This is a genomic window from Minwuia sp. IMCC3009 (assembly GCF_029909415.1).
Lineage (GTDB): Bacteria > Pseudomonadota > Alphaproteobacteria > Minwuiales > Minwuiaceae > Minwuia.
Genome location: NZ_CP123781.1, coordinates 2210003 through 2232701 on the forward strand (window position 1 = coordinate 2210003; position 22699 = coordinate 2232701).

A 22699-nucleotide genomic window follows, 5' to 3' on the forward strand; every position below is an offset into this window, starting at 1 on the left:
GAAACCGATGCGCATAACCATGCTCCGCCATGGCCGGACGGCATGGAATGCCGAAAGGCGCATACAGGGCCGCACCGATATTCCCCTGTCGGACACGGGGCGGCAGGCGCTGGAAGGTCTGAGGCTGGCACCGGCACAGGATGCGGAGGTCTGGATCAGCAGCCCGCTGACGCGTGCGACGGAGACGGCGCGGATCCTGTCCGGCAGTCGCCCCCATACAACGGACGCGCGGCTGATGGAGATGAACTTCGGCGATTGGGAGGGCCATACCCACGCGGATCTGATAGCCGCCGATCCGGCGGGCATGCGCCGCAGTGAAGCGCGCGGCATTCACATGCGTCCGCCCGGTGGCGAAACACCTGCGGAGGTCGCCACCCGCCTGCTCGACTTCCTGAGCAGCCGTGAGGAGTCCGCACTGGTCCTGGTCAGCCACAAGGGTGTCATCCGCGCCGCGCTGGCCCGGGCGAGCGGTTGGGACATGACCTCTGATCCACCGTTCGCTATCAAGTGGCACATGGCGCAGACATTCCTTTTCGATGACGGCAGGCTCCGCATCGACCGGCTGAACATCCCGCTGGTCGCTGCATGACCAGTCGCGCGATGATCCATGTCCAGCATCTGCTCGGTGTCGGCCACCTGAGCCGGGCGGCGCGTCTTGCCAACGCCCTCGACCGGGCTGGCATGGATGTGGCGCTGCTCTCCGGCGGGCGGGAGGCACCGCAGATCGTGACCCGCCCCGGAGTGCGACACATCCAACTGCCGTCGATACAGGCGTCGGATGCGAGCTTCGCCACGCTGGTCGACGGAAATGATCAGCCGATCGACGACGATTTCCGCCGCGACCGATGCCATCGGCTGCTCAACCAATATGAGGATTTTCGCCCGGAACTCCTTGTCACTGAACTGTTTCCCTTTGGTCGTCGTCAATTGCGATTCGAGATGCTGCCCTTGCTGGAGATGGCGTATCGCGACCGGCATTGCCGGACTATCGCCTGTTCCGTCCGCGATATCGTGAACCATCGCCCCAGGCGGCAGACCGAAATGCTGGAATGGCTCAACCGCTACTACAGACTGGTTGTCGCGCACGGGGATGCGGACTTCCTGCCCCTGCAGGACAGTGCGCCGTTCCTGGACCGCTATCGGGGCACTGTCCTGCATACGGGCTATCTGACCGACGCACAGCCCGTCGCGTCTCCTGCCGAAGAGGGTGAAGTGCTGGTCAGCGCCGGTGGCGGCGCAGTGGGCGATGCCCTGTTCACAGCCGCTGCATCAGCGCGCAGGTCGTCGGCTCTCGGCCATCTCGTCTGGCGCTTCAGACATGGCCCGAACGTGTCCGCCGACAAGCTAGCTCACTGGCGCGATCTGGCCGGTCCGGGAGCCATCTTCGAACCCGTCGCCCCCGACTTCACGGATCGCCTGGCGGTGGCAAGGCTGGCCATCGGGCAGATCGGCTACAACACTGCAGCGGAACTGCTGGCGACCGGCACGCCTGCGGTCATGGTCCCCTTCGCGGGCGGGGCAGAGACCGAGCAGACGCGACGGGCGGAGCGCTTTGCCGCCATGGGCTACCCGGTCGTGGCGGAATCCCGGCTGACCACGGACAGTCTGATCGCCGCGATCGACACCGCCGCAAGGCTTCGGCGAATGGCTGCAAATCACATTCAACTGGACATGGGTGACAAGGCTGCCGCGGCCCTGATGCATGGGGTGGCACCATGACACCGCTGTCCTGCCGCTACCCTCTGCGGGCGATCTGGAGGGACTATCTGAGAGCCGTGATCGGCCTCACAACATTCGGCGCACCAGCATTGTTTGTCGAAGTTTCTTCTGTCATGTTCTGGTTGCTTGGGGGGCTCGCACTGCTTTTTGCGGCTTTCGGGATCAGGACGGCGATCCGGCATTCCAGTCGTGTCGTTGCGGACGGGGTGGGCATAAGATTCACCGGTCTGCTTCATCGTTCTGTCACCTGGAATGGGCTAGGGGAAGTGCGGATAAGATATTATTCGACCTGGCGGGATCGCTCGGCAGGCTGGATGCAACTGGTCATCAAGGGGGGCGGCACGACGATCCGCGTTGACCAGACGCTGGACGGTTTCAAGGCACTTGCCGATACCGTCTGCCGCGGGGCCTTGGCCAACGGGGCGCGTCTGGATGGCGTTACACGGCACAATGCCGGGGCAATCGGGCTGAACCTTCCGACCGAATCGGGAGACGAACAAGCATGAGCACGAACGTATTGCGCGTTCGCGATCTCAAGGTCGAATTCCATGTGCCCGAGGGCGTGGTCAAGGCCGTCGATGGCGTTTCATTCAGGGTTCCGGAGGGCAAGACCGTCGCCCTGGTCGGTGAGTCCGGTTCGGGCAAGACCGTCATTTCGCAGGCGATCATGGGGATCCTGCCCAAGGCGGCACAGATCAATCAGGGCGAGATCCTGCTGTTCGACACGGAGAAGCGCGGCAGCTTCGTCGACATCACCAAGCTGAAGCGCGACGGGCCGGAGATGCGCGGCATCCGTGGCAACCGTATTTCCATCGTCTTTCAGGAGCCGATGACCAGTTTGTCGCCGCTGCACACCATCGGCGATCAGGTGTCGGAGGCACTGCGTGTCCACGGTCGCTCCAACATCAAGCAGGGCCTGGAGATTTCGGAGGAGATGCTGCGGCTGGTCGGCTTTCCGAACCCGAAGAAGGCCCTGACGACCTATCCGTTCGAGCTTTCCGGCGGCCTGCGCCAGCGTGCGGTCATCGCCATGGCACTGGTCTGCCGCCCTGCCCTGCTGATCGCCGACGAACCGACCACGGCGCTGGATGTGACCATCCAGGCCCAGATCCTGAAGCTGATGAACGATCTCCAGAAGGAACTGGGGATGGCCATCCTCATGATCACGCACGATCTGGGCGTGGTCGCCAACATGGCTGACGAGATCGTGGTCATGTACCACGGCCGTGTGATGGAACGCGGGACGCTGACCGACCTCTTCGCCGCGCCGCAACACCCTTACCTGCAGGCCCTGCTGCGGGCCGTGCCGCGCTTCGACATGGCCGTGGGGGAGCGGCTGGTCCCGATCCGGGAGATCAAGGCGGAACTGGACGGGGCGCTGCTGCAGCCGCGCAAGCCCTGGCCGGAGAATGCGCCGGATGCCAGGAAACCGCTGCTGGAGATCCGTGGCCTGACCAAGAGCTACGGCACCCGCAAGACCGGCATCCTGTCCGGCAAGGACGCGGGTCGCGTGCTGGCGGTGGATGACGTGTCATTCCACATCAATCGCGGCGAATGCCTGGGACTGGTTGGCGAATCCGGCTGCGGCAAGACCACCACGTCGAAGGTGATCATGCGCGCCCTGGGTCCCGACAGCGGCGATGTGCTGTTCAACGACAGTGGCACCCAGGTCGATGTGCTGAAGCTGCGCGGCAAGAAGCTGTTCGATTATCGCCGCAAGGTCCAGTTCATGTTCCAGGACCCCTTCAGTTCCCTGAATCCCCGCATGACGGTCTTCGATATCATCTCGGAGCCGCTGGTGATCCACAAGGTGGCGGACAAGGAAGAGCGCGTCGAACGGGTGAAGGAACTGATGTCACTGGTCGGGCTGGATGTGCGTTTCCTGCGCCGCTATCCGCACAGTTTCTCCGGCGGTCAGCGACAGCGTATCGGCATCGCCCGCGCCCTGGCCCTGCAACCCGAACTGCTGATCTGCGACGAGCCGGTCTCGGCGCTGGACGTGTCCATTCAGGCGCAGGTGCTGAACCTGCTGAAGGACCTGAAGGAGAAGATGGGCCTGACCTATCTGTTCGTTTCGCACAACCTGGCGGTCATCGACTACATGGCCGACCGCATTGCCGTGATGTGCCGTGGCCGGTTGGTGGAAACGGCCCCGCGGGAGGAACTCTTCCGCAACCCGGTGCACCCCTATACCCGCGCGTTGCTGAAGGCGGTGCCGAAGCCCGATCCTTCGGACCGGCTGGACCTGTCGGCACTGATGGAGGGCAAGGCGTCGATCCCGGAGGAATGGCCCGCGCCCTTCACCGTTGACGCGCATACGGAGATGACACTGCTGGACCTGGGCTCGGAGCATTTTGTCCGGGTGGCAGCCTCCACCGACGCGAAGGAGCTTGCGGCATGAGGTTCCGTATCCCGGCAACCCTGATCGCGGCCACCCTGGGCATGGGGCTTGCCGCCAGCGTATCGGCGCAGGGCCTGATCGAGACGCCCATGCTGGAAGAGGCGGTGAAGGCGGGCGAACTGCCGCGGATCCAGGAACGCATTCCCGACGAACCGTTCATCGTGAGTTTTGCGAGCACCGATGGCGCGCCTGGCATCCAGGGCGGCGATATCAACATGCTGATCCCGCGTGAGCGCTATCTGCGCCACATGGTGGTCTACAGCTACGCCCGTCTGGTGGGGTACAATCAGGAATATGAGCTGGAGCCCGATCTGGTCCGCGACCTGGAGGTCGTGGAGGGGCGCAGTTTCACGTTCCACCTGCGCCGCGGTCACAAGTGGTCGGACGGTGCCCCCTTCACGGCCGAAGATTTCCGCTACTGGTGGGAAGACGTGGTGCTGAACGAGGAACTCAATCCCGGCGGCATCCCCTCCTACATGCTGGTCGATGGTGCCCCGCCGATCGTCGAGTTTCCGGACGCGCATACGGTCCGCTACACTTGGCCGAAGCCGAACCCCTACTTCCTGCCGCGCATCGCCGGTGCATCGCCGCTGTTCATCTATCGTCCGGCACATTACCTGCGCCGGTTTCATGTCAGGTACGCCGACCCGGAGAAACTTGCGAAGGCCGTGGAGGACAGCAGGCGTCCAAGCTGGGCATCGCTGCACAACCGGCGTGACCGCATGTACCGGTTCGACAATATCAAGCAGCCGACCCTGCAACCCTGGAAGAACTCGACCAAGGACAAGTCGTCGGGCCGCTTTGTGGGACTGCGCAATCCGTTCTATCACAAGATCGACGAGAACGGTCGTCAGCTCCCCTACGTCGACCGCTTCATCCTGACGGTTGCAGCCCCCGCGCTGATCGCGGCGCAGGCCGGCTCGGGCCAGACCGACCTTCAGGCCCTGGGGCTGGCGCTGACCGACTGGACCTTCCTGAAACAGGCGGAGGATCGCGGCAACTACGATACCCTGGCCTGGCGGCAGGCGATGGGTGCGACGGTCGCCCTGTACCCCAACCTGAACTATGACGATCCGGTCTATCGCGACCTGTTCCGTGATGTACGGTTCCGGCGCGCGCTGTCCCTCGCCATCGACCGCGAACTGATCAACGAGGTTGTCTATTTCGGTGATGCGGAAGCGGCCAGCAATCTGGTTCTGGAACGCAGTCCGCTCTTCAAGCCCGAGTATCAGGGCGACTGGACGCGCTATGACAAGAAGGCGGCACGGCGGCTGCTGGACGAGATCGGCCTGACGAAGAAGGGGCCGGGCGGTATCCGCCTGCTGCCTGACGGGCGCAAGCTGGAGATCATTGTCGAGACATCCGGCGAGGACCCGCAGCAGACGGACATCCTGGAACTGATCGAGGAGACCTGGCGCGAGGTCGGCGTGAAGATGTTCATCAAGCCGTCACAGCGCGACACCTTCCGCAACCGGGTCTATGCCGGTCTGGCACAGATTTCCGTCTGGACAGGCATTCAGGCCGGTCTGGCAACGCCCAATACCAGCCCCGAGGAACTGGCCCCCACCAGCCAGCTTGGCCTGCAATGGCCGAAATGGGGCCTGTACCACGAGTCCGGCGGCACCATGGGCGAGGCACCCGACATGGAGATTCCGTCGAAGCTGGTTCGGCTGGTGGAGGAATGGGACCTCGCTTCGGAGCGGGCCGAGAAGAAACGTATCTGGGACGAGATCCTGGAGATCAATGCCGAGCAGGTCTACTCGATCGGCATCGTCTCCTCCGTCCCGCAGCCGATTGTCGTACGGCGCGGACTGCGCAACGTCCCGCGCGAAGGTATCTACCACTGGGATCCCGGTGCGTATTTCGGACTCTATCGCCCTGACAGCTTCTGGTACGACACGCCAGAACTGCGCAACAGATCCTGACCGTCGGAAAGATGTGAAAGCGGATGTTCACCTACATCATTCATCGCCTGCTGATCATGATCCCGACGCTGATCGCGATCTCCGTGATCACGTTCCTGATCATTCAGCTTCCTGAAGGCGACTATCTGTCCAATCTGGTTCAGGAACTGCAGGCCCAGGGCGAGGCTGCGGCGCTGGAGAAGGTCGAGTTCCTGCGCAAGCAGTACGGCCTCGATCAGCCGGAGATCATCCAGTACGGCATGTGGATGGGCTTCTGGCCCGGACCGACCGGTTTCAATGGCCTGCTGCAGGGCAACTGGGGCTGGGCGTTCGAACAGGACATGCCCGTGTCCGACGTCGTGGGCGACCGGGTGCTGCTGTCCTGCATCCTGAACTTCACCACCATCTTCTTCATCTATCTGGTGTCCTTTCCCATCGGCGTTTATTCCGCGACCCGGCAGTACTCCATCGGCGACTACGGCTTCACGTTCCTTGGCTATCTCGGTCTCGCCACCCCGAACTTCCTGCTGGCGCTGATCATGATGTATTTCGCCAACCTGTGGTTCGGTGTCTCCATCGGTGGCCTGATGGATCCCGAGTACCTCGGTCAGGACTGGTCGTGGGGCAAGGCCGTCTCCGTCTTCGCGCATCTGGTGGCGCCGGTCATCGTCATCGGCACCTCCGGCACCGCAGGCATGATCCGCAGGCTGCGCGCCAACCTGCTGGACGAGCTGCAGCGCCAGTACGTGGTGACCGCCCGCGCCAAGGGCGTACCGCGCGGCAAGCTGATCATGAAGTACCCGGTGCGCATGGCGCTGAACCCGTTCATCGCCGACATCGGCAACCTGTTGCCGTCCATCGTCTCCGGTTCGGCCATCGTCGCGGTGGTGATGCAGTTGCCGACCCTCGGACCGATCCTGCTGCAGGCGCTGCAGAGCCAGGACCAGTACCTGGCCGGATCGATCCTGATGTTCCTGGCGTTCCTGACGGTTCTCGGCATGCTGATTTCCGATCTGCTGCTGGCAGCGCTTGATCCCCGAATTCGGCTTGGTGGAGGTGTCGCGAAATGAGTGTCACCGATCAGGACGACAAGCAGCAGCTGGACCACTGGGTCGATGACCGGCCCTTTGATCCGCAGTCGCGCGAGACCCTGACGCCGGAGCAGGAGAAATTCTATCTGGCGTCGCAGTGGCAGCTGATGTGGTGGAAGTTCAAGCGCCACAAGGTCGCCGTCGTGGCCGGGATCATTCTCGCCATCTTCTACCTCTCGGTGGTGATCAGCGAGATGGTTGCCCCCTACGACCTGCATACCCGCGACGCCAAGCACATCCTGGCTCCGCCGCAGTCCATCAACCTGTTTCACGAAGGCGAATTCGTCGGTCCCTTCGTCTATGGCTACACGCTGACCAAGGATCAGGTCATGCGGCAGCGTATCTACACCGAGGACAAGACACAGGTGCAGCCGCTGCAGTTCTTCTGTTTCGGCGACGAGTACGAGTATCTCGGCCTGATCGAGGGCAGTTTCCACTTCGTCTGTCCGGCGGAGGGGGGAACGTTCTTCCTGTTCGGCACGGACAGACTGGGACGCGACATCTTCAGCCGCATCGTCTATGGCGCGCGTATCTCGCTGACCGTCGGTCTGATCGGCATCACGCTGTCGTTCATCATGGGGCTCGTGATGGGGGGCCTGGCCGGTTACTACGGCGGCTGGGTCGACAACATCATCATGCGCGTCATCGAGATGATCCGCAGCTTCCCGGAACTGCCGCTCTGGATGGCCCTGTCCGCGGCCCTGCCCGCCAACTGGTCGCCATTGCTCATCTACTTCGGCATCACGGTCATCCTTGCCCTGTTCGACTGGCCATCCCTGGCGCGCGCCGTGCGTTCCAAGCTGCTGGCGTTGCGGGAAGAGGACTTCACGGTCGCTGCGCAGTTGATGGGTGCCAGCCCGACGCGCATCATCAGCCGGCACCTGCTGCCGAGCTTCATGAGCCATCTGATCGCCTCGGCCTCCCTCTCGATCCCGGCCATGATCCTGGGTGAGACCGCACTGTCCTTCCTCGGGATCGGGCTCAGACCACCGATAACGTCATGGGGTGTCCTGCTGAACGAGGCGCAGAACCTGAACGCTGTCGTCCTGACCCCCTGGCTGCTCTGGCCCATGGTGCCTGTCATCGTCGTTGTGCTGGCGTTCAACTTCCTGGGTGATGGATTGCGTGACGCGGCTGACCCCTACAAGTAGAGGCCCGGCAACGGGACCGCTTGGCTGATGTGCGGCATAGCGGGCTGGATCACTGCGACCGACGGCGGCCCGCCTGAAAGTGTGCTGCATGCCATGACCGACCGGATCGCCCATCGCGGCCCGGATGGTGAAGGACATCTGTTCTGCGCCACCCGCGACGGGCGGCATCAGGCGGGACTTGGCCATCGCCGACTCGCGATCATCGACCTGACCACCGGCGACCAGCCGATGCACTATACCGCGCCGGACGGGCGCCGCCTCTCCATGGTCTTCAATGGGGAGGTCTACAACTACGTCACCCTGCGGGAGGAACTGAAGGCCGCCGGCTACCGGTTCGAGACCACGTCCGACTCGGAGGTCGTGCTGGCCGCACACGCGCATTGGGGGCCGGACGCGGTGCGCCGCCTGCGCGGCATGTTCGCCCATATGGTCTGGGAACATGAGGCCGAGCGGCTGACCGTCACCCGCGACCGTTTCGGCAAGAAGCCGGTCTTCATGCTGCGGCAGGGGGGAGGCACCTTCTTCGCCTCCGAGATCAAGGCACTGCTGGCGGTCCCCGGCTATGTCCCGCGCCTGAATACGGGCGTCATCCCGTCCTACCTGAACTACCGCTATGTCCCGGGGCCGGATACCTTCTTTGAAGGCATCGAAAAGCTGCCCCCCGCCTCCGTGGCCGTCTGGCAGGATGGATCGCTGAAGGTCAGTCGCTACTGGTCACCGCCCGACGGCAGCCCGCAGTCGCCCCTTGAAACGGATGATCCGGTCAGCGCCTTCATGGATGTGCTGCAGGAATCCGTCAGCCTGCGCATGGCCTCGGATGTGCCCTTCGGGGCCTTCCTGTCGGGTGGCATAGATTCATCCGCCATCGTTGCGCTGATGGCGGCACGGAGTGAGCTGCCGGTCCGCACCTTCTCGGTCGGCTTCAGGGAAGGCGCATACAGCGAACTGCGCTACGCCCGCGACATCGCCGAACAGTTCTCCACCAGCCATCACGAGTTGGAGGTCTCCGCCGATACCCTGATGGACCACCTGCCGAACCTGATCGGCTACCGCGATGCGCCCGTGGCGGAGCCATCGGACATTCCGATCTACCTGCTGTCGGTGGAGGCATCCCGGACCGTGAAGATGGTGCTGACCGGCGAAGGTTCCGACGAGATCCTTGCCGGCTATCCGAAACACCGCTTCGAGCGGCATGCCAGCCGCTACCACACGCTGATGCCCAACGCCTTGCATCGGGGTCTCGTGCGGCCCCTGGTCAGCGCCCTGCCCTACTCGTTCCGGCGGGTGAAGACCCTGTTCGACAGCCTGGACCAGCGAAGCGTCGAGGATCGCTTCCCGCGCTGGTTCGGTGCGCTGGGACCTGACGCCACCGCGCGCCTGCTGGCCGGGCCGGCCGATGATGACCTGAACCGCACGCCCCCCGACAGCTTTCCGTTCCGGACGGCACCGGGCACGAGCCCGCTGCGCCGCCTGCAGTACTTCGACCAGACATCATGGCTACCCGACAACCTGCTGGAGCGTGGCGACCGCATGACCATGGCCGCTTCCATCGAGGGGCGGATGCCCTTCATGGATCACGAGCTGGCCCAGGTGGTCTCCCGTCTGCCCGACGACTGCCGGATCCGCGGGGGGCAAGACAAGTGGCTGCTGCGCCAGGGCATGAAACGCATCCTGCCCGCCGAGATCCTGGAACGCCCGAAGGTCGGATTCCGCGTACCGGTGAACGACTGGTTCCGCACCTCCATGCGGGACTGGGTCCACGATCACCTGACCGGCACCGGTTCTCTCAGCCGTGATCTCTACGACCGTGGCGAACTGGAGCGCACGCTGGGCGACCATAACCGGGGCCGCCAGAACCACGAGAAACTGATCTGGACCCTGGTCACGCTGGAGCTGTTCCTGCGCCGGTTCGGCCTGACGGTCTGATACCGAGAAACAGCTTTACCCTGCCAGTGCGTCAGGGCGACACTCGGGGCATCATGCGTACCTCCCCCTCCCCCGTGATCGCGCTGGCGATTTTCCTTGCCGCGCTCAACTGCCTCGCGCGCCCGGTCGAGGCGCAGTTCGATCGGCGGCTTGATCTGGCTCTCGTGCTTGCCGTGGATACCTCCACCAGTGTCGACAATGCGGAATACCGGCTTCAGATGCTGGGGCTGGCCAACGCGTTTCGCCATGAATCCGTGCGCCAGGCCGTGCGCACCGGCGCGCCGCTGGGGATGGCCGTGACACTGATGCAATGGTCCGGAAAGGGGGAGCAGGCGCAGGTCATCCCATGGACCGTGCTGCGCAGGGACGAGGACATCGAACAGCTTGCCCAGCGGATCGCGGATGCGGAACGCCAGGTCAGGGGCGGGCGGACGGCGCTTGGCGAGGCCGTGACCGAGTCCCTGAAACTGTTCGACAGCCTGGATTTCGATGTCCGCCGGCGGGTGATCGATGTTTCAGGTGACGGGGGCAGCAATGACGGCATCCTGCCACGTGAAGCGCGCGAGATGGCGCGCGCCGCCTATGTCACGGTGAATGGCGTGGCCATCCTGAACGAGGAACCGAGGCTGGATATCTACTACCGCTCCGACCTGATCGTCGGGCCGGGATCGTTCCTGATCACCGCCACCAACTATGTTGACTTCGCCCGCGCCATCCGCCTGAAACTGGTGCGGGAGATCATCGGCAATCCGATGGCACTGCTGGATATTGACCCCGACAGGGAGCGCGTACTGCAATGACGAAGATGCTCGACGGAATCGGCGCCAGTGCCACGCGCCGGGAAGACAACCGCCTTGTCCGCGGTGCGGGCCGCTATACCGATGATCTGGCGGCGGAGGGCGATCTGGTCGGTCTGTTCGTCCGTTCCGAAGTGGCCCATGGGCGCATCCTGTCCGCCACACTGGATGATGCGCGCGCCGTGCCCGGCGTTGTCGCCATCCTGACCGGAGAGGACGCGGCGAACGACGGCCTCGGCACCCTGAAGACAACGGCTCCGGTCACCAACCGGGACGGCACAAGCATGATCGAGGCCTATCGCCCGATCCTGCCCCGGACGCATGTGCATCACGTCGGCCAGCCGCTGGCGCTGATCGTGGCGGAGAGCATGGCCGCCGCCCGCGACGCCGCCGATCTGGTCTGGTTCGAGATCGAGGATCTGGGCGCGGTGACGGAGGCGGGAACCGAATCCCCTGCCCTGCACGACGCGGCCCCCGGCAACATGATCTTCGACTGGGGCACCGGTGACTGGGAAGGCACGGCGGACGCCATCGCCACCGCGCCACATACGGTTTCGCTGCGGCTGCGGACCCAGCGGATCTGCGGCGCGGCGCTGGAAGGGCGTGCCGTGGTGGCACGACCGGACCCGGCGAACGACCGCATCGAACTGACCAGCGCCTGTCAGGGCGTGCATCTGCTGCACCATCAGATCGCCCGCAATGCGCTGCACTGGCCGAAGGAGAAGCTGCGGGTTGTCGCGCACGACGTCGGCGGCGGCTTCGGCCCGAAGTTCTTCGCCTACCCCGAACAGGCGGCGGTTGTCTGGGCCGCAGAGAAGCTGCAGCGGCCCGTGCGCTGGACCTCGTCCCGTACCGAGAGCTTCGTGTCGGAGACCCATGCGCGCCCGCAGGTGACCAATGCCACGCTGGGGTTCGATGACGAGGGACGTTTCCTGGCGCTGCAGGTCGATGCACTGGCCGATCTCGGGGCGTTCCTGTCCACCTTCGGCCCCGGCAATCCGACCGACAGCCTGGCCAAGGTGGCGAGCGGAATGTACGCCCTGCCGCGTATCGCGATCCGGTCCCGCGCCTGGTACACCAGCACCGTTCCGATCGACGCCTATCGTGGTGCCGGCAAGCCGCCGATGGTGGTGACACTGGAACGGCTGGTGGACAAGGCAGCCCTGGCCCTTGGCCTGGCGCCGGAGGAGATCCGGCGGCGCAATCTGGTGCAGCCCGACGCAATGCCCTGGCAGACGCCGCTGGGGATGAGCTATGACGGCGGCGACTATCCGGCGATCCTGGACGCGGCGCTGGAAAGGCTCGACTGGCAGGGCTTCGAGGGGCGGAGGGCGGACAGTGCCAAACGGGGACTGCTGCGCGGGCGCGGCATCGCCTGCAACATGCATCCCGTTGGCGGCGCGACGAACGAGACCAGCACCGTCACCGTGAATGGTGCAACGGGACGGATCGAGGCATGGACCGGGACCCAGTCCACCGGCCAGGGGCATGAGACCATCTTCGCGCAGATCCTGGCCGACCGGCTGGGCATTCCGGCGACCGCGATCGATGTCCGGCAGGGCGACACCGAGCGGCTGGTGCGTGGCGGCGGCACCGGTGGCTCCTCCTCCACCATCATCTCCGGCGCGACCCTGACGCGAACGGCGGATGAAGTGATCCGGATCGGTCGCCAGCGCGCCGCCGACCGGCTGGAGACTGCGGTCGAGGACATCGAGTTCCTGGAGGGCACCTTTCGTATCACCGGCACCGACAGGCAGGTCAGCCTGTTCGATCTGGCCGAAGAGGAGCCTCTGGCAGCAACACAGGAGTTTGCCGATTCCGTTGCCGCCTTCCCCCATGGCGTGGTCATCGCCGAGGTCGAGATCGATCCCGATACGGGCAAGGTCAGCCTCGACCGCCTGGGCGCCGTCGACGACGCGGGCACGATCATCAATCCGACCCTGCTTGCCGGACAGTCGCAGGGCGCACTGGCGCAGGGTGTCGGCGCAATCCTGCTGGAACATGCCGTCTACGACCCGGACAGCGGGCAACTGCTGAGCGGTTCGCTGATGGACTATTGCATGCCCCGCGCCGACGACCTGCCCGGGCTGGACGTGAATTTCCACGAGACCGCCTCGTCAACGAACATCCTCGGCGCGCGCGGGATCGGGGAGATGGGATCGAATGGTGCTCCGGCGGCGATCGCCAACGCTGTCCATGACGTGCTGCAGCGTCAGGGGATCACGATGGACCTCGACCCGCCCTTCACGCCTGCGCAGGTCTGGCGGGCCCTGAATGCGCGCTGAAACACATGCGGCCCACTGACCTGAAACCAACCGACTGATGCCTGACTTCACCCCGTTGCTGAAGCTGTACGCGCGCTACCGGCTGGGCGTGCTGAAACATCAGGATCCCGTGGAGACACAGACCCGGCAACTGCTGGGACTGGTGCGAAAGGCACGGGGCACGCGGTTCGGGCGCGATCATGATTTCGACCGCATCCGGACCATTGCCGATTTTCAGGCCCGGGTGCCCGTCCGCGCCTATGAGGATTTCTGGCAGGCGTACTGGTCCGGGGCCTTTCCCGATCTGTCCGGCCAGACATGGCCCGGACGGGCGCCATGGCTGGCGGTCAGTTCCGGCACCACGTCCGGCACCACCAAGTACCTGCCCGTGACACCGGCGATGATGCGGGCCAACAAGCGCGCCGCCATCGACGTGGCTGTACATCATCTGGCCAACCGTCCCGACAGTCGGCCCCTCAGCGGCAAGACCTTCATGCTGGGCGGGTCAACGGCTCTGGTCGATCAGGGGCAGGGTGTCCTCAGCGGCGACCTGTCGGGCATTGCCGTCAAGGGCCAGTCCGCCTGGATGCGCGGCCTTTCCTTCCCGCCCGCCGATCTGGCGCTGCTGGATGACTGGGAGGAGAAGCTGGAGCGTCTGGCGCGGCTGTCGCTGGACCAGCGCATCAGCATGCTGACCGGCACACCGGGCTGGATGCTGATCCTGTTCGAGCGGCTGCATGAACTGACGGGCGGCAAGGCCCCCTTCCCGGATCTGGAACTGGTGGTGCATGGCGGCGTCGCCTGGGACCTCTATCGCGACCGTTTCAGGCCATTCCTGGAACAGACGCGGGCGGAAACGCGTGAGGTCTATCCGGCCAGCGAGGGCTTCATCGGCGTCGCCGACCGGGGCGATGGCGAGGGTCTGCGCCTGATCCTGGACAACGGAATCTTCTTCGAGTTCATCCCACTGTCCGAGCTGGGGGCGGAGAACCCCGTGCGGCATTGGGTGGGCAACCTGGAGACGGGTGAGGACTATGCCATCGTGCTGTCCTCCAACTCCGGCATGTTCGCCTATCTGATCGGGGACACGGTACGGTTCGTGGACCGCACGCCACCGCGCCTGCTGATCACCGGGCGCACGTCCTACATGCTCTCCGCCTTCGGCGAGCATCTGATCGGCAGCGAACTCGACAGCGCCGTCAACCGCGCGGCGGAAGTGTCGGGCATGGTGGTGAACGAGTACAGCGTCGGTGCCGTACTGCCCGAACAGCGCCGCGGCGTCGGCCATCATCTCTACCTGGTGGAGGCCGCGACCGACCCCGATGCCGCGCAGGCAGAGCGATTCGCCGCCACGGTGGACCAGGTGCTGCAGGACCTGAACGAGGACTACCTGGCGCACCGCATCAACGACACGGGCATGAACCCGCCGGAGTTAAGGTTCCTGCCGCCGGGCGCGTTCGAGCGCTGGATGGCGACGAAGGGCAAGTCCGGCGGCCAGCACAAGGTGCCGCGCGTCGTCACCGACGCGGGCAGGTTCATGGCCATGGTCGGGGAGATCGCGGCGGCGCCTGCGCCCGACCAGGGCTGACACCGGACCATGGTCATATGCCTGTAGTGGTGCCTGACGATGATCAGGCATGTTCGATCCGTCGCCATTGCTGTCGCTTGTTGCCCGTCGCCGCGCCGCCGCGCTGCGGCAGCAGGATACGGTCGGGGTGCAGCAGGCCCAGTTGCACGGGCTTCTCCGCCAGGCGCGGAAGACACGTTTCGCGCACGACCACGACTTCGCCGGAATCCGCTCGATCCACGACTTCCAGGACCGGGTGCCCATCCGCAGTTACGAGGATTTCTGGAACGATTACTGGTCGGAGGGCTTTCCCGATGTTGCCGGACTGACCTGGTCCGGTCGGGTGCGCTTCATGGCGACCAGTTCCGGCACGACCACGGGGCGCACCAAGTACCTGCCCGTCTCCGACGCCATGATTCGCAGCAACCGGCGCGCGGCCATCGATGTTGCGGTGCATCACCTGGCCAACCATCCCGAGAGCCGCCCGCTGGCGGGACGCACCTTCATGCTGGGCGGATCGACCGCGTTCCGAGACCTGGGACACGGCGTGCGCGGCGGCGACCTCTCGGGCATAGCGGCCAGCACCCAGGCACGCTGGATGCGCGCCTTCTCCTTCCCGCCGCCGGAACTGGCGCTGCTGGACAACTGGGAGGAGAAGCTGGAGACGCTGGCGCGGCTGTCGCTGCACCAGCGGATCAGCATGATCTCCGGAACGCCTACCTGGCTGCTGATCCTGTTCGAGCGGCTGCACGAACTGACCGGCGGCGCGCCCCCCTTTCCCGACCTGCAGTTGCTGGTGCATGGCGGTGTCGCCTGGGACCTGTACCGGGAACGTTTCCGCCCTTTCCTGCAGCAGACCAGTGCCGCGACCCGGGAGGTCTATCCGGCGAGCGAGGGCTTCATCGCCATCGCCGACCGTGGCAGTGGCGAAGGCATGCGGCTGATGGCCGACAACGGCATCTTCTTCGAGTTCGTGCCCCTGTCGGAACTGGACGCGGACCGGCCCGTGCGCCACTGGGTCGGCAATCTGGAGACCGGCGAGGACTATGCCATCATCCTGACCACCAATTCCGGCATGTTCGCCTACCGCATCGGCGACACCGTGCGCTTCGTGGACCGCAAGCCGCCCCGGCTGCTGATCACGGGCCGCACGTCCTACATGCTGAGTGCGTTCGGCGAACACCTGATCGGCACGGAGATCGACCAGGCGGTCAATGCCGCCGCGCACGCAACCGGGCTGACCGTCAATGAATATTGCGTCGGCCCGGTCCTCTCCCGCCGGAAGGGCACGGTCGGGCATCACCTGTTCATCGTGGAGACCGGAACACCGGTCACGGACCCGATCCTGGCCCAGCGCGCCGCCGCCTTCCGGGAAACGGTGGATTCGACGCTGGACGCGCTCAGTCGTGACTACGGCACGCACCGCCGCAACGGTGTCGGCATGGCGGGTCCGAGCCTCCGCTTCGTCAATCCCGGCACCTTTGCCCGCTGGATGGCGCGCAAGGGCAAGTCCGGCGGGCAGCACAAGGTGCCGCGCGTGATCAGCGATCCGTCACGCTTCACGATGATGACGCACGAGATCGCGGCCGAGAGCCCGGAACTCCGCTATCCGCAGCAGGACGCGGGCAGTTCCCGGCGTCTGCCCCTTTCCGCCTGAACCCCTCGGCCTGCGCCCGGTCGATCAGGTGGCGCTGCGGCGAGGCTCGGTCTCGAAAGCGTCCAGATCCGCCTCCCGCGTCATGCCGAACAGATCGACATTGCGGAACGGGAAGTTGACCGTCACCCGCCCCAGCCGGTTGCGGTAATAGGTCTTCATGCCGGGATGGGTCCAGACCATGTTCTCGTGCGCGGCCTCGACCTTCGCATTGTAGGCGTCATGCACATCCTTGCGCACGGCGACCGCACCGATGCCCTGATCGTTCATCTTCGCCATCAGGTCCATGATGTAGTTGATCTGCATCTCGATCACGAACAGCAGGCTGCCGCCGTGGCCCGGCTGCGTGTTGGGCCCGTAGAGGATGAAGTAGTTGGGGAAGTCCGGCACCGCCGCCCCCAGGAAGGCCCGCGCGTCATCATCGTCCCAGACATCGCGCAGACTGCGCCCGCCGCGACCGCGCGCCTCATAGGTATTGATGAAGCGCAGCACATCGAAGCCCGTGGCGATGATCAGCACATCCGCCTCGCGGCGTTCGCCATCCTCCGTCACCAGCGCATCGGGGGTGATCTCGGAAATGCGGTCGGTCACCAGTTCGACCTTCGGATTGCGCAGCATCCGGTACCAGCCATTGTCCATCAGCATGCGCTTGCCGAAGGGCGGATAGGGCGGCACCACCTTCTCGAACAGGTCCTGGCGATCCCCCAGTTCCTCACGGATATGGCGGGTGAAGAACTTCCGGTGTCCCTCGTTGATCGCGTTCAGTGACCGCTCCGCATCCGGCCAGTCCGGGTCCTTCTGCAGGGCCGGGTGAACCCGGTCGTTGAAGGTCCAGCCGAGCCGCACCCGGTACCAGGCCTGGTAGAGCGGAACCTCCCGGATCAGGAACCGCATCGGCTCCGGCACCGGCTTGCGGAAATGCGGAAACGGCGCGGCCCAGTGCAGGGAGCGCTGATAGATCTTCAGTTCACCCACCTTGTCCTGGATCTCCGGGCAGATCTGCATGGCGCTGGCACCATTGCCGATGATCGCCACGCGCTTGTCCGTCAGATCAAGGTCTTCCGGCCAGCGGGAGGTGTGGAAGCTCTCTCCCGCAAAGCTGTCGATGCCCGGAATGTCGGGAAAGACCGCCGGGTTGAAGATGCCGGACGCACTGATCACGACGTTGGCATGCTCCACATGCTCCTGCCCGTCGGCATCGCGCGTCGTCACGCGCCAGAGCTGGCTGTCTTCCTGCCACTCGGTCGATACGACCTCGGTCCGGAAGCGGATGTGCGGGGTTAGTTCGAAGTGTTCCGCGACATGTTCCATGTAGCTCTTCAGTTCGTCACGCAGCGCGAAGTACATCGGCCAGTCCCACATGACGAAGGAGAAGGAATAGAGGTGGTTCGGCGTATCCACGCCCGCGCCGGGGTAGCGGTTCTCCAGCCAGACACCGCCGACGCTGCTGTTGCGCTCCAGGATCTCGAAGGGAATACCCGCAGCCTTCAGATGCACGGCCATGCACATGCCGGACGCGCCGGCACCGATGACGATGGCACGGAAACCATCCGGCACCTTCATCGGCTTGCGCTCGACCGGGCGCTGGCCAAGCTGGGCCCTGGTCATCTCGCCATATTCCTGCGGCACCGGCTCCCCCATGGAGATGCCGAGCATCCGCACCAGCAGATCCGGGTCCGGGTCGGGAATCGCCACCGGCTTGCCGGCGCGGCAGTCGAGGATGGCAGTCAGGGCCGCATCACGGATTTCCTGCTGCACATCCTCCGGCAGGCCGCCGCTGTCATTGTCATCCAGCCCCTGTCCACGACTCGGGTGATACCTGGGCTCCAGCCACGCCAGGTCGCCGGTCATCTGGACCAGCACCATCAGCAGGGTGGGAATGTTGGCGACGGCGACGGCGTCTGCCAGCAGACGCCTGTCCTCCGCACTCACGGTTCCGGTATTCGTCATGATCATGTCCTCCCCACCCCAGAGTGCCGGTTGGCACGCCCTCTGTACAGGCCGGAGGAGAAAGGTCAGGCGATCAGGAAGTCATCCAGGTTGGGCGCAGCCATGTCCTTGCGGAAATGCTGGAAATCCCAGGGGTAGAGTGCCGGATTGCCGTTCTTGTCCAGATACCAGCTGCTGCAGCCCGTGACCCAGACCGTGCCTGTCATGGCCGCCTTGATCTCGTCATTGAAACGCTGGGTCGCTTCGGCCTTCGGCTCCACTTCCGCCCTCTCACGCGCCTGAAGCTGTTGTATCAGCTGCATGATGTAGTCCAGCTGCACCTCCGCCACCTGGATGAGGGAGAAATTGCCGATGGGGCTGTTCGGGCCGGCCACCATGAAGAAATTCGGGAAGCCCGGCACGGCGACGGAGCGATAGGCTTCGTTCGCGTCCGCCCAGGCTTCGTCGATCGTCAGACCATTGCGGCCCGTCACATTCATCGGGCGCATGAAATCGTGGGCGCGGTAGCCGGTGGCCAGCACCAGCACATCCAGTTCATGCAGACGGCCGTCCACGGTGCGGACGCCACCGGCTTCCACCCGCTCAATGCCATCGGTCACCAGTTCCGCGTTCGGCTGCTGGATCGCGGGATAGAACTGGTCGGTCATGATCAGACGCTTGCAGGCAACCTTGTAGTCGGGTGTCAGTTTCGCCCGCAGTTCCGGATCACTGACGTTCTCCATCAGGTTGTTGACGCAGTTCTCCTCCACCTTGGCCATTTCCGCGCGGTCGCCGATGACGGCGCGGGCAAAGGTGTCCACGAACCGCTCCGACAGATGGTCGTACAGGCCGTCCATCTCCTCCGGGTTCTCGCGATAGCGCTGCTTCAGCGACTCCGGAATCTCGGGGTTCGGCAGCGGTACGACCCACTGCGCGGTACGCTGGAACAGGCTGAGATGTCCGACCTCACCGATGATCGCGGAGGTCACCTGCATGGCGGTGGAGCCGGTGCCGATGATACCGACACGCTTGCCCTTCAGGCTCACGTCATGGTTCCAGCGCGCGGTGTGGAAGCTGTCACCCGCGAAGCTGTCCAGGCCCTCGATGTCGGGATAGCTGGGATGATGCAGCACCCCGGTGCAACAGATCACGGCGTCGAAGGTCTCCACGTCGCCACCGATGGTCTCCAGTTCCCAGCAACTGTCCCTGAAGGTGCTGCGCACGATCTCGGAATTCGTTCGAATCAGTTCGTTGACCCCGTGCCGTTCGGCCACGCCTTCGAAATAGCGCCGAATCTCCGGCCCCGGCGAGAACCGGCGGCTCCAGTCGGCATTCGGCTCGAAGGTATATCGATAGAGATGCGACGGCACATCACAGGTCAGACCCGGATAGGTATTGTCGCGCCAGGTGCCACCCAGCCGATCCGCCTTCTCGAAAATGGTGATGTCACGGACACCGGTTTCCCGCAGTCGTATCGCGGCCAGGATACCGGACATGCCGGCACCGATGATCGCAACCCTGAGACTGCGGGAACCAGTATCTACGGTCTGTTCCTTGGAACGTGCAACCGTATCGTCCATCGCTGCTCTCCTCCCCAGATAGCGCGGCGTGAACCGCGGGTAAAATTGCCCTACCGGGCGGTATTGTCCAATTCGTTTGCCGTGCAGAGCAATTCAGAAAATGAATGGCTCGCCCGCGCAACATTCAGATGGCGTCAGTCACCCTGACTGGGGCATTGTCGCACCCCGCACCTGCAGGAGCCCCTCATGACAGCCCAGCTGTTCGCCATCATCGCACCGGTCTTCATCATTGCGGGCTTCGGTTTTGGCTGGCGCCGCCTGCGGCTGCCCTTCGATACGGCAACTGTCACCGCCATCGCAACCAATCTCGGCACGCCGGCCCTGATTCTGGCAACCCTGTCGAAGCTGGAAGTATCGGCGGAGGCATTCACCGAGATGCTGTTTGCCACCGCGCTGACACTCATCGGTTTCGCGGTCGTCGGCGGCCTCGCCCTGAAGCTGGCGCGCCTGCCGCTGCGGGCCTTCCTGACGCCGGTCATGATGGCAAACGCAGGCAACATGGGCCTGCCGCTGTGCCTGTTCGCGTTCGGGCAGGAGGGTCTGTCGCTCGCCATCGCCGTATTCGCGGTGATCGCCGGGTACCATTTCAGCTTCGGCATCGCGGTTGTCTCCGGCCAGTTCAGCCTGCGCCAGCTTGCCCGCACGCCGGTCATCTACGCGGCGGTCCTGGGGCTGACGATGGTCGCCACAGGTACCGAACTGCCGGGCTGGATCGACAATACGCTGAAACTGCTGGGTGGCATTGCCATCCCGATGATGCTTCTGGCGCTGGGTGTGTCCCTGTCGAGCCTGCGCCTCGCCAGTCTGGGTCAGGCCGGTATCGTCGCGGCGATCCGACTGGTGGTCGGGCTGGCTGTCGGACTGGCGGTGGCGCGCCTGCTGGGCCTGAGCGACACGGCCACGGGCGTGCTGATCATCCAGAGCGCGATGCCGGTCGCCGTCTTCAACTACCTTTTCGCCAGCCTGTACGATCAGCGGCCCGAAGCGGTCGCCGGTTCGGTCCTGGTCTCCACGGCACTCTCGTTCCTGACCCTGCCGTTCCTGCTGCTGCTGGCACTCGGACAGCTCTGAAACGCGAGATGCCGGACCGGTTGGCACCGGCCCGGCATCCCGGGTTCGTCCTGTCGTCGGGTTGCGGTGCCGGCCGGAAGGCCGACACCAACCCTCCTAGTGCTTGAAGCGGCGGATCTCGCCGGACTTCAGACGGCCCATGTACGACCCCAGTTCCTTCCGCACGATCGGCATCAGGAAGTAGAGCCCGGTGATGTTCACCACCGCCATCGCGAAGATCGCGGCATCGGAGAAGTCGATGACGGGACCCAGGCTTGCCGCCGCGCCGATGACGATGAAGAGGCAGAAGATCACCTTGAAGATGACTTCCTTCGTCTTCCCCTCACCGAACAGGTACGTCCATGCCTTCAGGCCGTAGTACGACCAGGAGATCATGGTGGAGAACGCGAACAGGATCACCGCGATCGCCAGGATATAGGGGAACCAGCTGAACCCCTGGGCGAACGCCGCGGAGGTCAGTGCCACGCCCGACACATCGCCAACCGTCTTGATGCTTGAGCCATCGAGCACGAAGTTGCCTGTTGCCGGATCCATGATCAGCATGCCCGAGATCGTGATCACCAGTGCGGTCATCGTGCAGATGACAACGGTGTCGATCAGCGGCTCCAGCAGGGACACCAGCCCCTCCGTGATCGGTTCCTTGGTCTTCACCGCCGAATGGGCGATGGCGGCGGAACCGACACCGGCCTCGTTCGAGAACGCGGCCCGCTTGAAGCCCTGGATCAGGGCGCCGACGATACCGCCCGCAACCCCCAGGCCCGTGAACGCCCCTTCGAGGATCTGGCCAAAGGCCCAGCCGATCTTGTCGAAGTTCATGATCAGGATGACCAGCGCGGTGACGACATAGAGGATACCCATGAAGGGCACGACCTTCTCCGTCACGTTGGCGATCGACTTGATGCCGCCGACGATGACCGCGAAGACGATGGCCGCGAAGATGATGCCCGTGATCCAGCCCGGGAAGTCACCGACAATCCCGGAAATCTGCGCATGCGCCTGATTGGCCTGGAACATGTTGCCGCCGCCCAGCGCACCAAGGATGCAGAAGACCGAGAACAGGAAGGCCAGTACCTTGCCGCCCGGCAGCCCCCGCTCCGTGAAACCCTTGGAGAGATAGTACATCGGGCCACCGGAGACGGAGCCGTCCGGATATTCGTTGCGGTACTTCACGCCCAGTGTGCATTCGGTGAATTTCGATGCCATGCCGAGCAGACCGGCAAGGATCATCCAGAAGGTGGCACCTGGTCCGCCAATGCCGACGGCAACCGCGACACCGGCGATATTGCCGAGACCGACGGTCCCGGACAGCGCCGTGGCCAGAGCCTGGAAGTGACTGACCTCACCCGCATCCTCGGGATCGGAGAAATCCCCCTTCACCAACTGGATCGAATGGCGAAAGCCCCTGATCTGGATGAAACCGAAATACAGCGTGAAGATACTCGCCGCGACCACCAGCCACATCACGATCCAGGGAAAGCTGGTTCCCGGGATCGGCGCGAAGATGAAGCTGACGAACGGGCCGGTGGCGGCGGCAAATGCCTCGTTCACCGCCTGGTCGATCGATCCGCCTTCCTGCGCCAGCGCAGGTACGGCAGTGAAGGGCAGCAGCGCGAGACCGTTGATAATGCTCTTTTTCATGATTGCT

Annotated in this window: 16 protein-coding genes; 13 read left to right on the plus strand and 3 right to left on the minus strand. The window is 64.5% G+C overall.

The window, feature by feature from the left end; all coding sequences use genetic code 11:
• Positions 1-7 precede the first annotated feature (7 nt).
• From QGV55_RS10380 to QGV55_RS10435, 12 genes are read left to right on the plus strand one after another with little or no spacing between them, the layout of a single operon-like run.
• Entirely contained in the window at positions 8-589 is a 582-nt protein-coding gene (locus QGV55_RS10380; protein ID WP_281016880.1) for a histidine phosphatase family protein, read from the plus strand.
• Positions 586-1719, plus strand: a complete 1134-nt coding sequence (locus tag QGV55_RS10385) for a glycosyltransferase (RefSeq protein ID WP_281016879.1) — start codon at positions 586-588, stop codon at positions 1717-1719. The genes QGV55_RS10380 and QGV55_RS10385 overlap by 4 nt, the downstream gene beginning before the upstream one ends.
• Positions 1716-2225 (plus strand): hypothetical protein, encoded by a 510-nt coding sequence (locus QGV55_RS10390; protein ID WP_281016878.1) that lies wholly within the window; start codon positions 1716-1718, stop codon positions 2223-2225. The genes QGV55_RS10385 and QGV55_RS10390 overlap by 4 nt, the downstream gene beginning before the upstream one ends.
• Complete coding sequence (locus tag QGV55_RS10395) at positions 2222-4120, plus strand: ABC transporter ATP-binding protein (protein ID WP_281016877.1); 1899 nt, start codon at positions 2222-2224, stop codon at positions 4118-4120. The genes QGV55_RS10390 and QGV55_RS10395 overlap by 4 nt, the downstream gene beginning before the upstream one ends.
• Positions 4117-6045: an ABC transporter substrate-binding protein gene (locus QGV55_RS10400; protein ID WP_281016876.1), complete on the plus strand. Its 1929-nt coding sequence runs from the start codon at positions 4117-4119 to the stop codon at positions 6043-6045. Before QGV55_RS10395 ends, QGV55_RS10400 begins: the two co-directional genes overlap by 4 nt.
• 23 nt (positions 6046-6068) lie before the next feature.
• Positions 6069-7094, plus strand: a complete 1026-nt coding sequence (locus QGV55_RS10405) for an ABC transporter permease (RefSeq protein ID WP_281016875.1) — start codon at positions 6069-6071, stop codon at positions 7092-7094.
• Positions 7091-8266: an ABC transporter permease gene (locus QGV55_RS10410; RefSeq protein ID WP_281016874.1), complete on the plus strand. Its 1176-nt coding sequence runs from the start codon at positions 7091-7093 to the stop codon at positions 8264-8266. The genes QGV55_RS10405 and QGV55_RS10410 overlap by 4 nt, the downstream gene beginning before the upstream one ends.
• A 27-nt stretch (positions 8267-8293) precedes the next feature.
• Positions 8294-10192 carry an asparagine synthase (glutamine-hydrolyzing) gene (gene asnB / locus QGV55_RS10415; protein ID WP_281016873.1) on the plus strand — a complete coding sequence of 633 codons (1899 nt, stop codon included), beginning with the start codon at positions 8294-8296 and terminating at the stop codon, positions 10190-10192.
• Positions 10193-10245: 53 nt separating this feature from the next.
• Positions 10246-10992: a DUF1194 domain-containing protein gene (locus QGV55_RS10420; protein WP_281016872.1), complete on the plus strand. Its 747-nt coding sequence runs from the start codon at positions 10246-10248 to the stop codon at positions 10990-10992.
• Positions 10989-13274, plus strand: a complete 2286-nt coding sequence (locus QGV55_RS10425) for a xanthine dehydrogenase family protein molybdopterin-binding subunit (protein ID WP_281016871.1) — start codon at positions 10989-10991, stop codon at positions 13272-13274. The genes QGV55_RS10420 and QGV55_RS10425 overlap by 4 nt, the downstream gene beginning before the upstream one ends.
• A 37-nt stretch (positions 13275-13311) precedes the next feature.
• On the plus strand, positions 13312-14841 hold the full coding sequence (locus QGV55_RS10430; protein WP_281016870.1) for a GH3 auxin-responsive promoter family protein: 1530 nt from the start codon (positions 13312-13314) through the stop codon (positions 14839-14841).
• Positions 14842-14890: 49 nt separating this feature from the next.
• Entirely contained in the window at positions 14891-16477 is a 1587-nt protein-coding gene (locus QGV55_RS10435) for a GH3 auxin-responsive promoter family protein (RefSeq protein WP_281016869.1), read from the plus strand.
• A 24-nt stretch (positions 16478-16501) separates the two neighbouring features.
• On the opposite strand, the gene QGV55_RS10440 is transcribed toward QGV55_RS10435, so the two are convergent.
• Both QGV55_RS10440 and QGV55_RS10445 read right to left on the minus strand, forming a co-directional pair.
• Positions 16502-18424, minus strand: coding sequence for an NAD(P)-binding domain-containing protein (locus tag QGV55_RS10440; RefSeq protein WP_281016868.1), 1923 nt, complete (start codon positions 18422-18424; stop codon positions 16502-16504).
• A 65-nt stretch (positions 18425-18489) separates the two neighbouring features.
• Positions 18490-19983: an NAD(P)/FAD-dependent oxidoreductase gene (locus QGV55_RS10445; RefSeq protein ID WP_281016867.1), complete on the minus strand. Its 1494-nt coding sequence runs from the start codon at positions 19981-19983 to the stop codon at positions 18490-18492.
• 186 nt (positions 19984-20169) lie between these two features.
• Here QGV55_RS10445 and QGV55_RS10450 point away from each other — a divergent pair, with 186 nt between their 5' ends.
• Positions 20170-21054: an AEC family transporter gene (locus QGV55_RS10450; protein ID WP_281016866.1), complete on the plus strand. Its 885-nt coding sequence runs from the start codon at positions 20170-20172 to the stop codon at positions 21052-21054.
• Between the two features lie 96 nt (positions 21055-21150).
• Here the strand turns inward: QGV55_RS10450 and QGV55_RS10455 are convergent, their stop codons facing one another.
• On the minus strand, positions 21151-22692 hold the full coding sequence (locus QGV55_RS10455; protein WP_281016864.1) for an alanine/glycine:cation symporter family protein: 1542 nt from the start codon (positions 22690-22692) through the stop codon (positions 21151-21153).
• Positions 22693-22699 lie beyond the last annotated feature (7 nt).

What these genes read in the sequence shown, in the direction of transcription:
- QGV55_RS10380 (WP_281016880.1), top strand. Translation starts at nt 8, where the DNA reads ATGCGCATAACCATGCTCCGCCATGGCCGGACGGCATGGAATGCCGAA.
- QGV55_RS10385 (WP_281016879.1), top strand. Translation starts at nt 586, where the DNA reads ATGACCAGTCGCGCGATGATCCATGTCCAGCATCTGCTCGGTGTCGGC.
- QGV55_RS10390 (WP_281016878.1), top strand. Translation starts at nt 1,716, where the DNA reads ATGACACCGCTGTCCTGCCGCTACCCTCTGCGGGCGATCTGGAGGGAC.
- QGV55_RS10395 (WP_281016877.1), top strand. Translation starts at nt 2,222, where the DNA reads ATGAGCACGAACGTATTGCGCGTTCGCGATCTCAAGGTCGAATTCCAT.
- QGV55_RS10400 (WP_281016876.1), top strand. Translation starts at nt 4,117, where the DNA reads ATGAGGTTCCGTATCCCGGCAACCCTGATCGCGGCCACCCTGGGCATG.
- QGV55_RS10405 (WP_281016875.1), top strand. Translation starts at nt 6,069, where the DNA reads ATGTTCACCTACATCATTCATCGCCTGCTGATCATGATCCCGACGCTG.
- QGV55_RS10410 (WP_281016874.1), top strand. Translation starts at nt 7,091, where the DNA reads ATGAGTGTCACCGATCAGGACGACAAGCAGCAGCTGGACCACTGGGTC.
- asnB (WP_281016873.1), top strand. Translation starts at nt 8,294, where the DNA reads ATGTGCGGCATAGCGGGCTGGATCACTGCGACCGACGGCGGCCCGCCT.
- QGV55_RS10420 (WP_281016872.1), top strand. Translation starts at nt 10,246, where the DNA reads ATGCGTACCTCCCCCTCCCCCGTGATCGCGCTGGCGATTTTCCTTGCC.
- QGV55_RS10425 (WP_281016871.1), top strand. Translation starts at nt 10,989, where the DNA reads ATGACGAAGATGCTCGACGGAATCGGCGCCAGTGCCACGCGCCGGGAA.
- QGV55_RS10430 (WP_281016870.1), top strand. Translation starts at nt 13,312, where the DNA reads ATGCCTGACTTCACCCCGTTGCTGAAGCTGTACGCGCGCTACCGGCTG.
- QGV55_RS10435 (WP_281016869.1), top strand. Translation starts at nt 14,891, where the DNA reads ATGTTCGATCCGTCGCCATTGCTGTCGCTTGTTGCCCGTCGCCGCGCC.
- QGV55_RS10440 (WP_281016868.1), bottom strand. Translation starts at nt 18,424, where the DNA reads ATGACGAATACCGGAACCGTGAGTGCGGAGGACAGGCGTCTGCTGGCA.
- QGV55_RS10445 (WP_281016867.1), bottom strand. Translation starts at nt 19,983, where the DNA reads ATGGACGATACGGTTGCACGTTCCAAGGAACAGACCGTAGATACTGGT.
- QGV55_RS10450 (WP_281016866.1), top strand. Translation starts at nt 20,170, where the DNA reads ATGACAGCCCAGCTGTTCGCCATCATCGCACCGGTCTTCATCATTGCG.
- QGV55_RS10455 (WP_281016864.1), bottom strand. Translation starts at nt 22,692, where the DNA reads ATGAAAAAGAGCATTATCAACGGTCTCGCGCTGCTGCCCTTCACTGCC.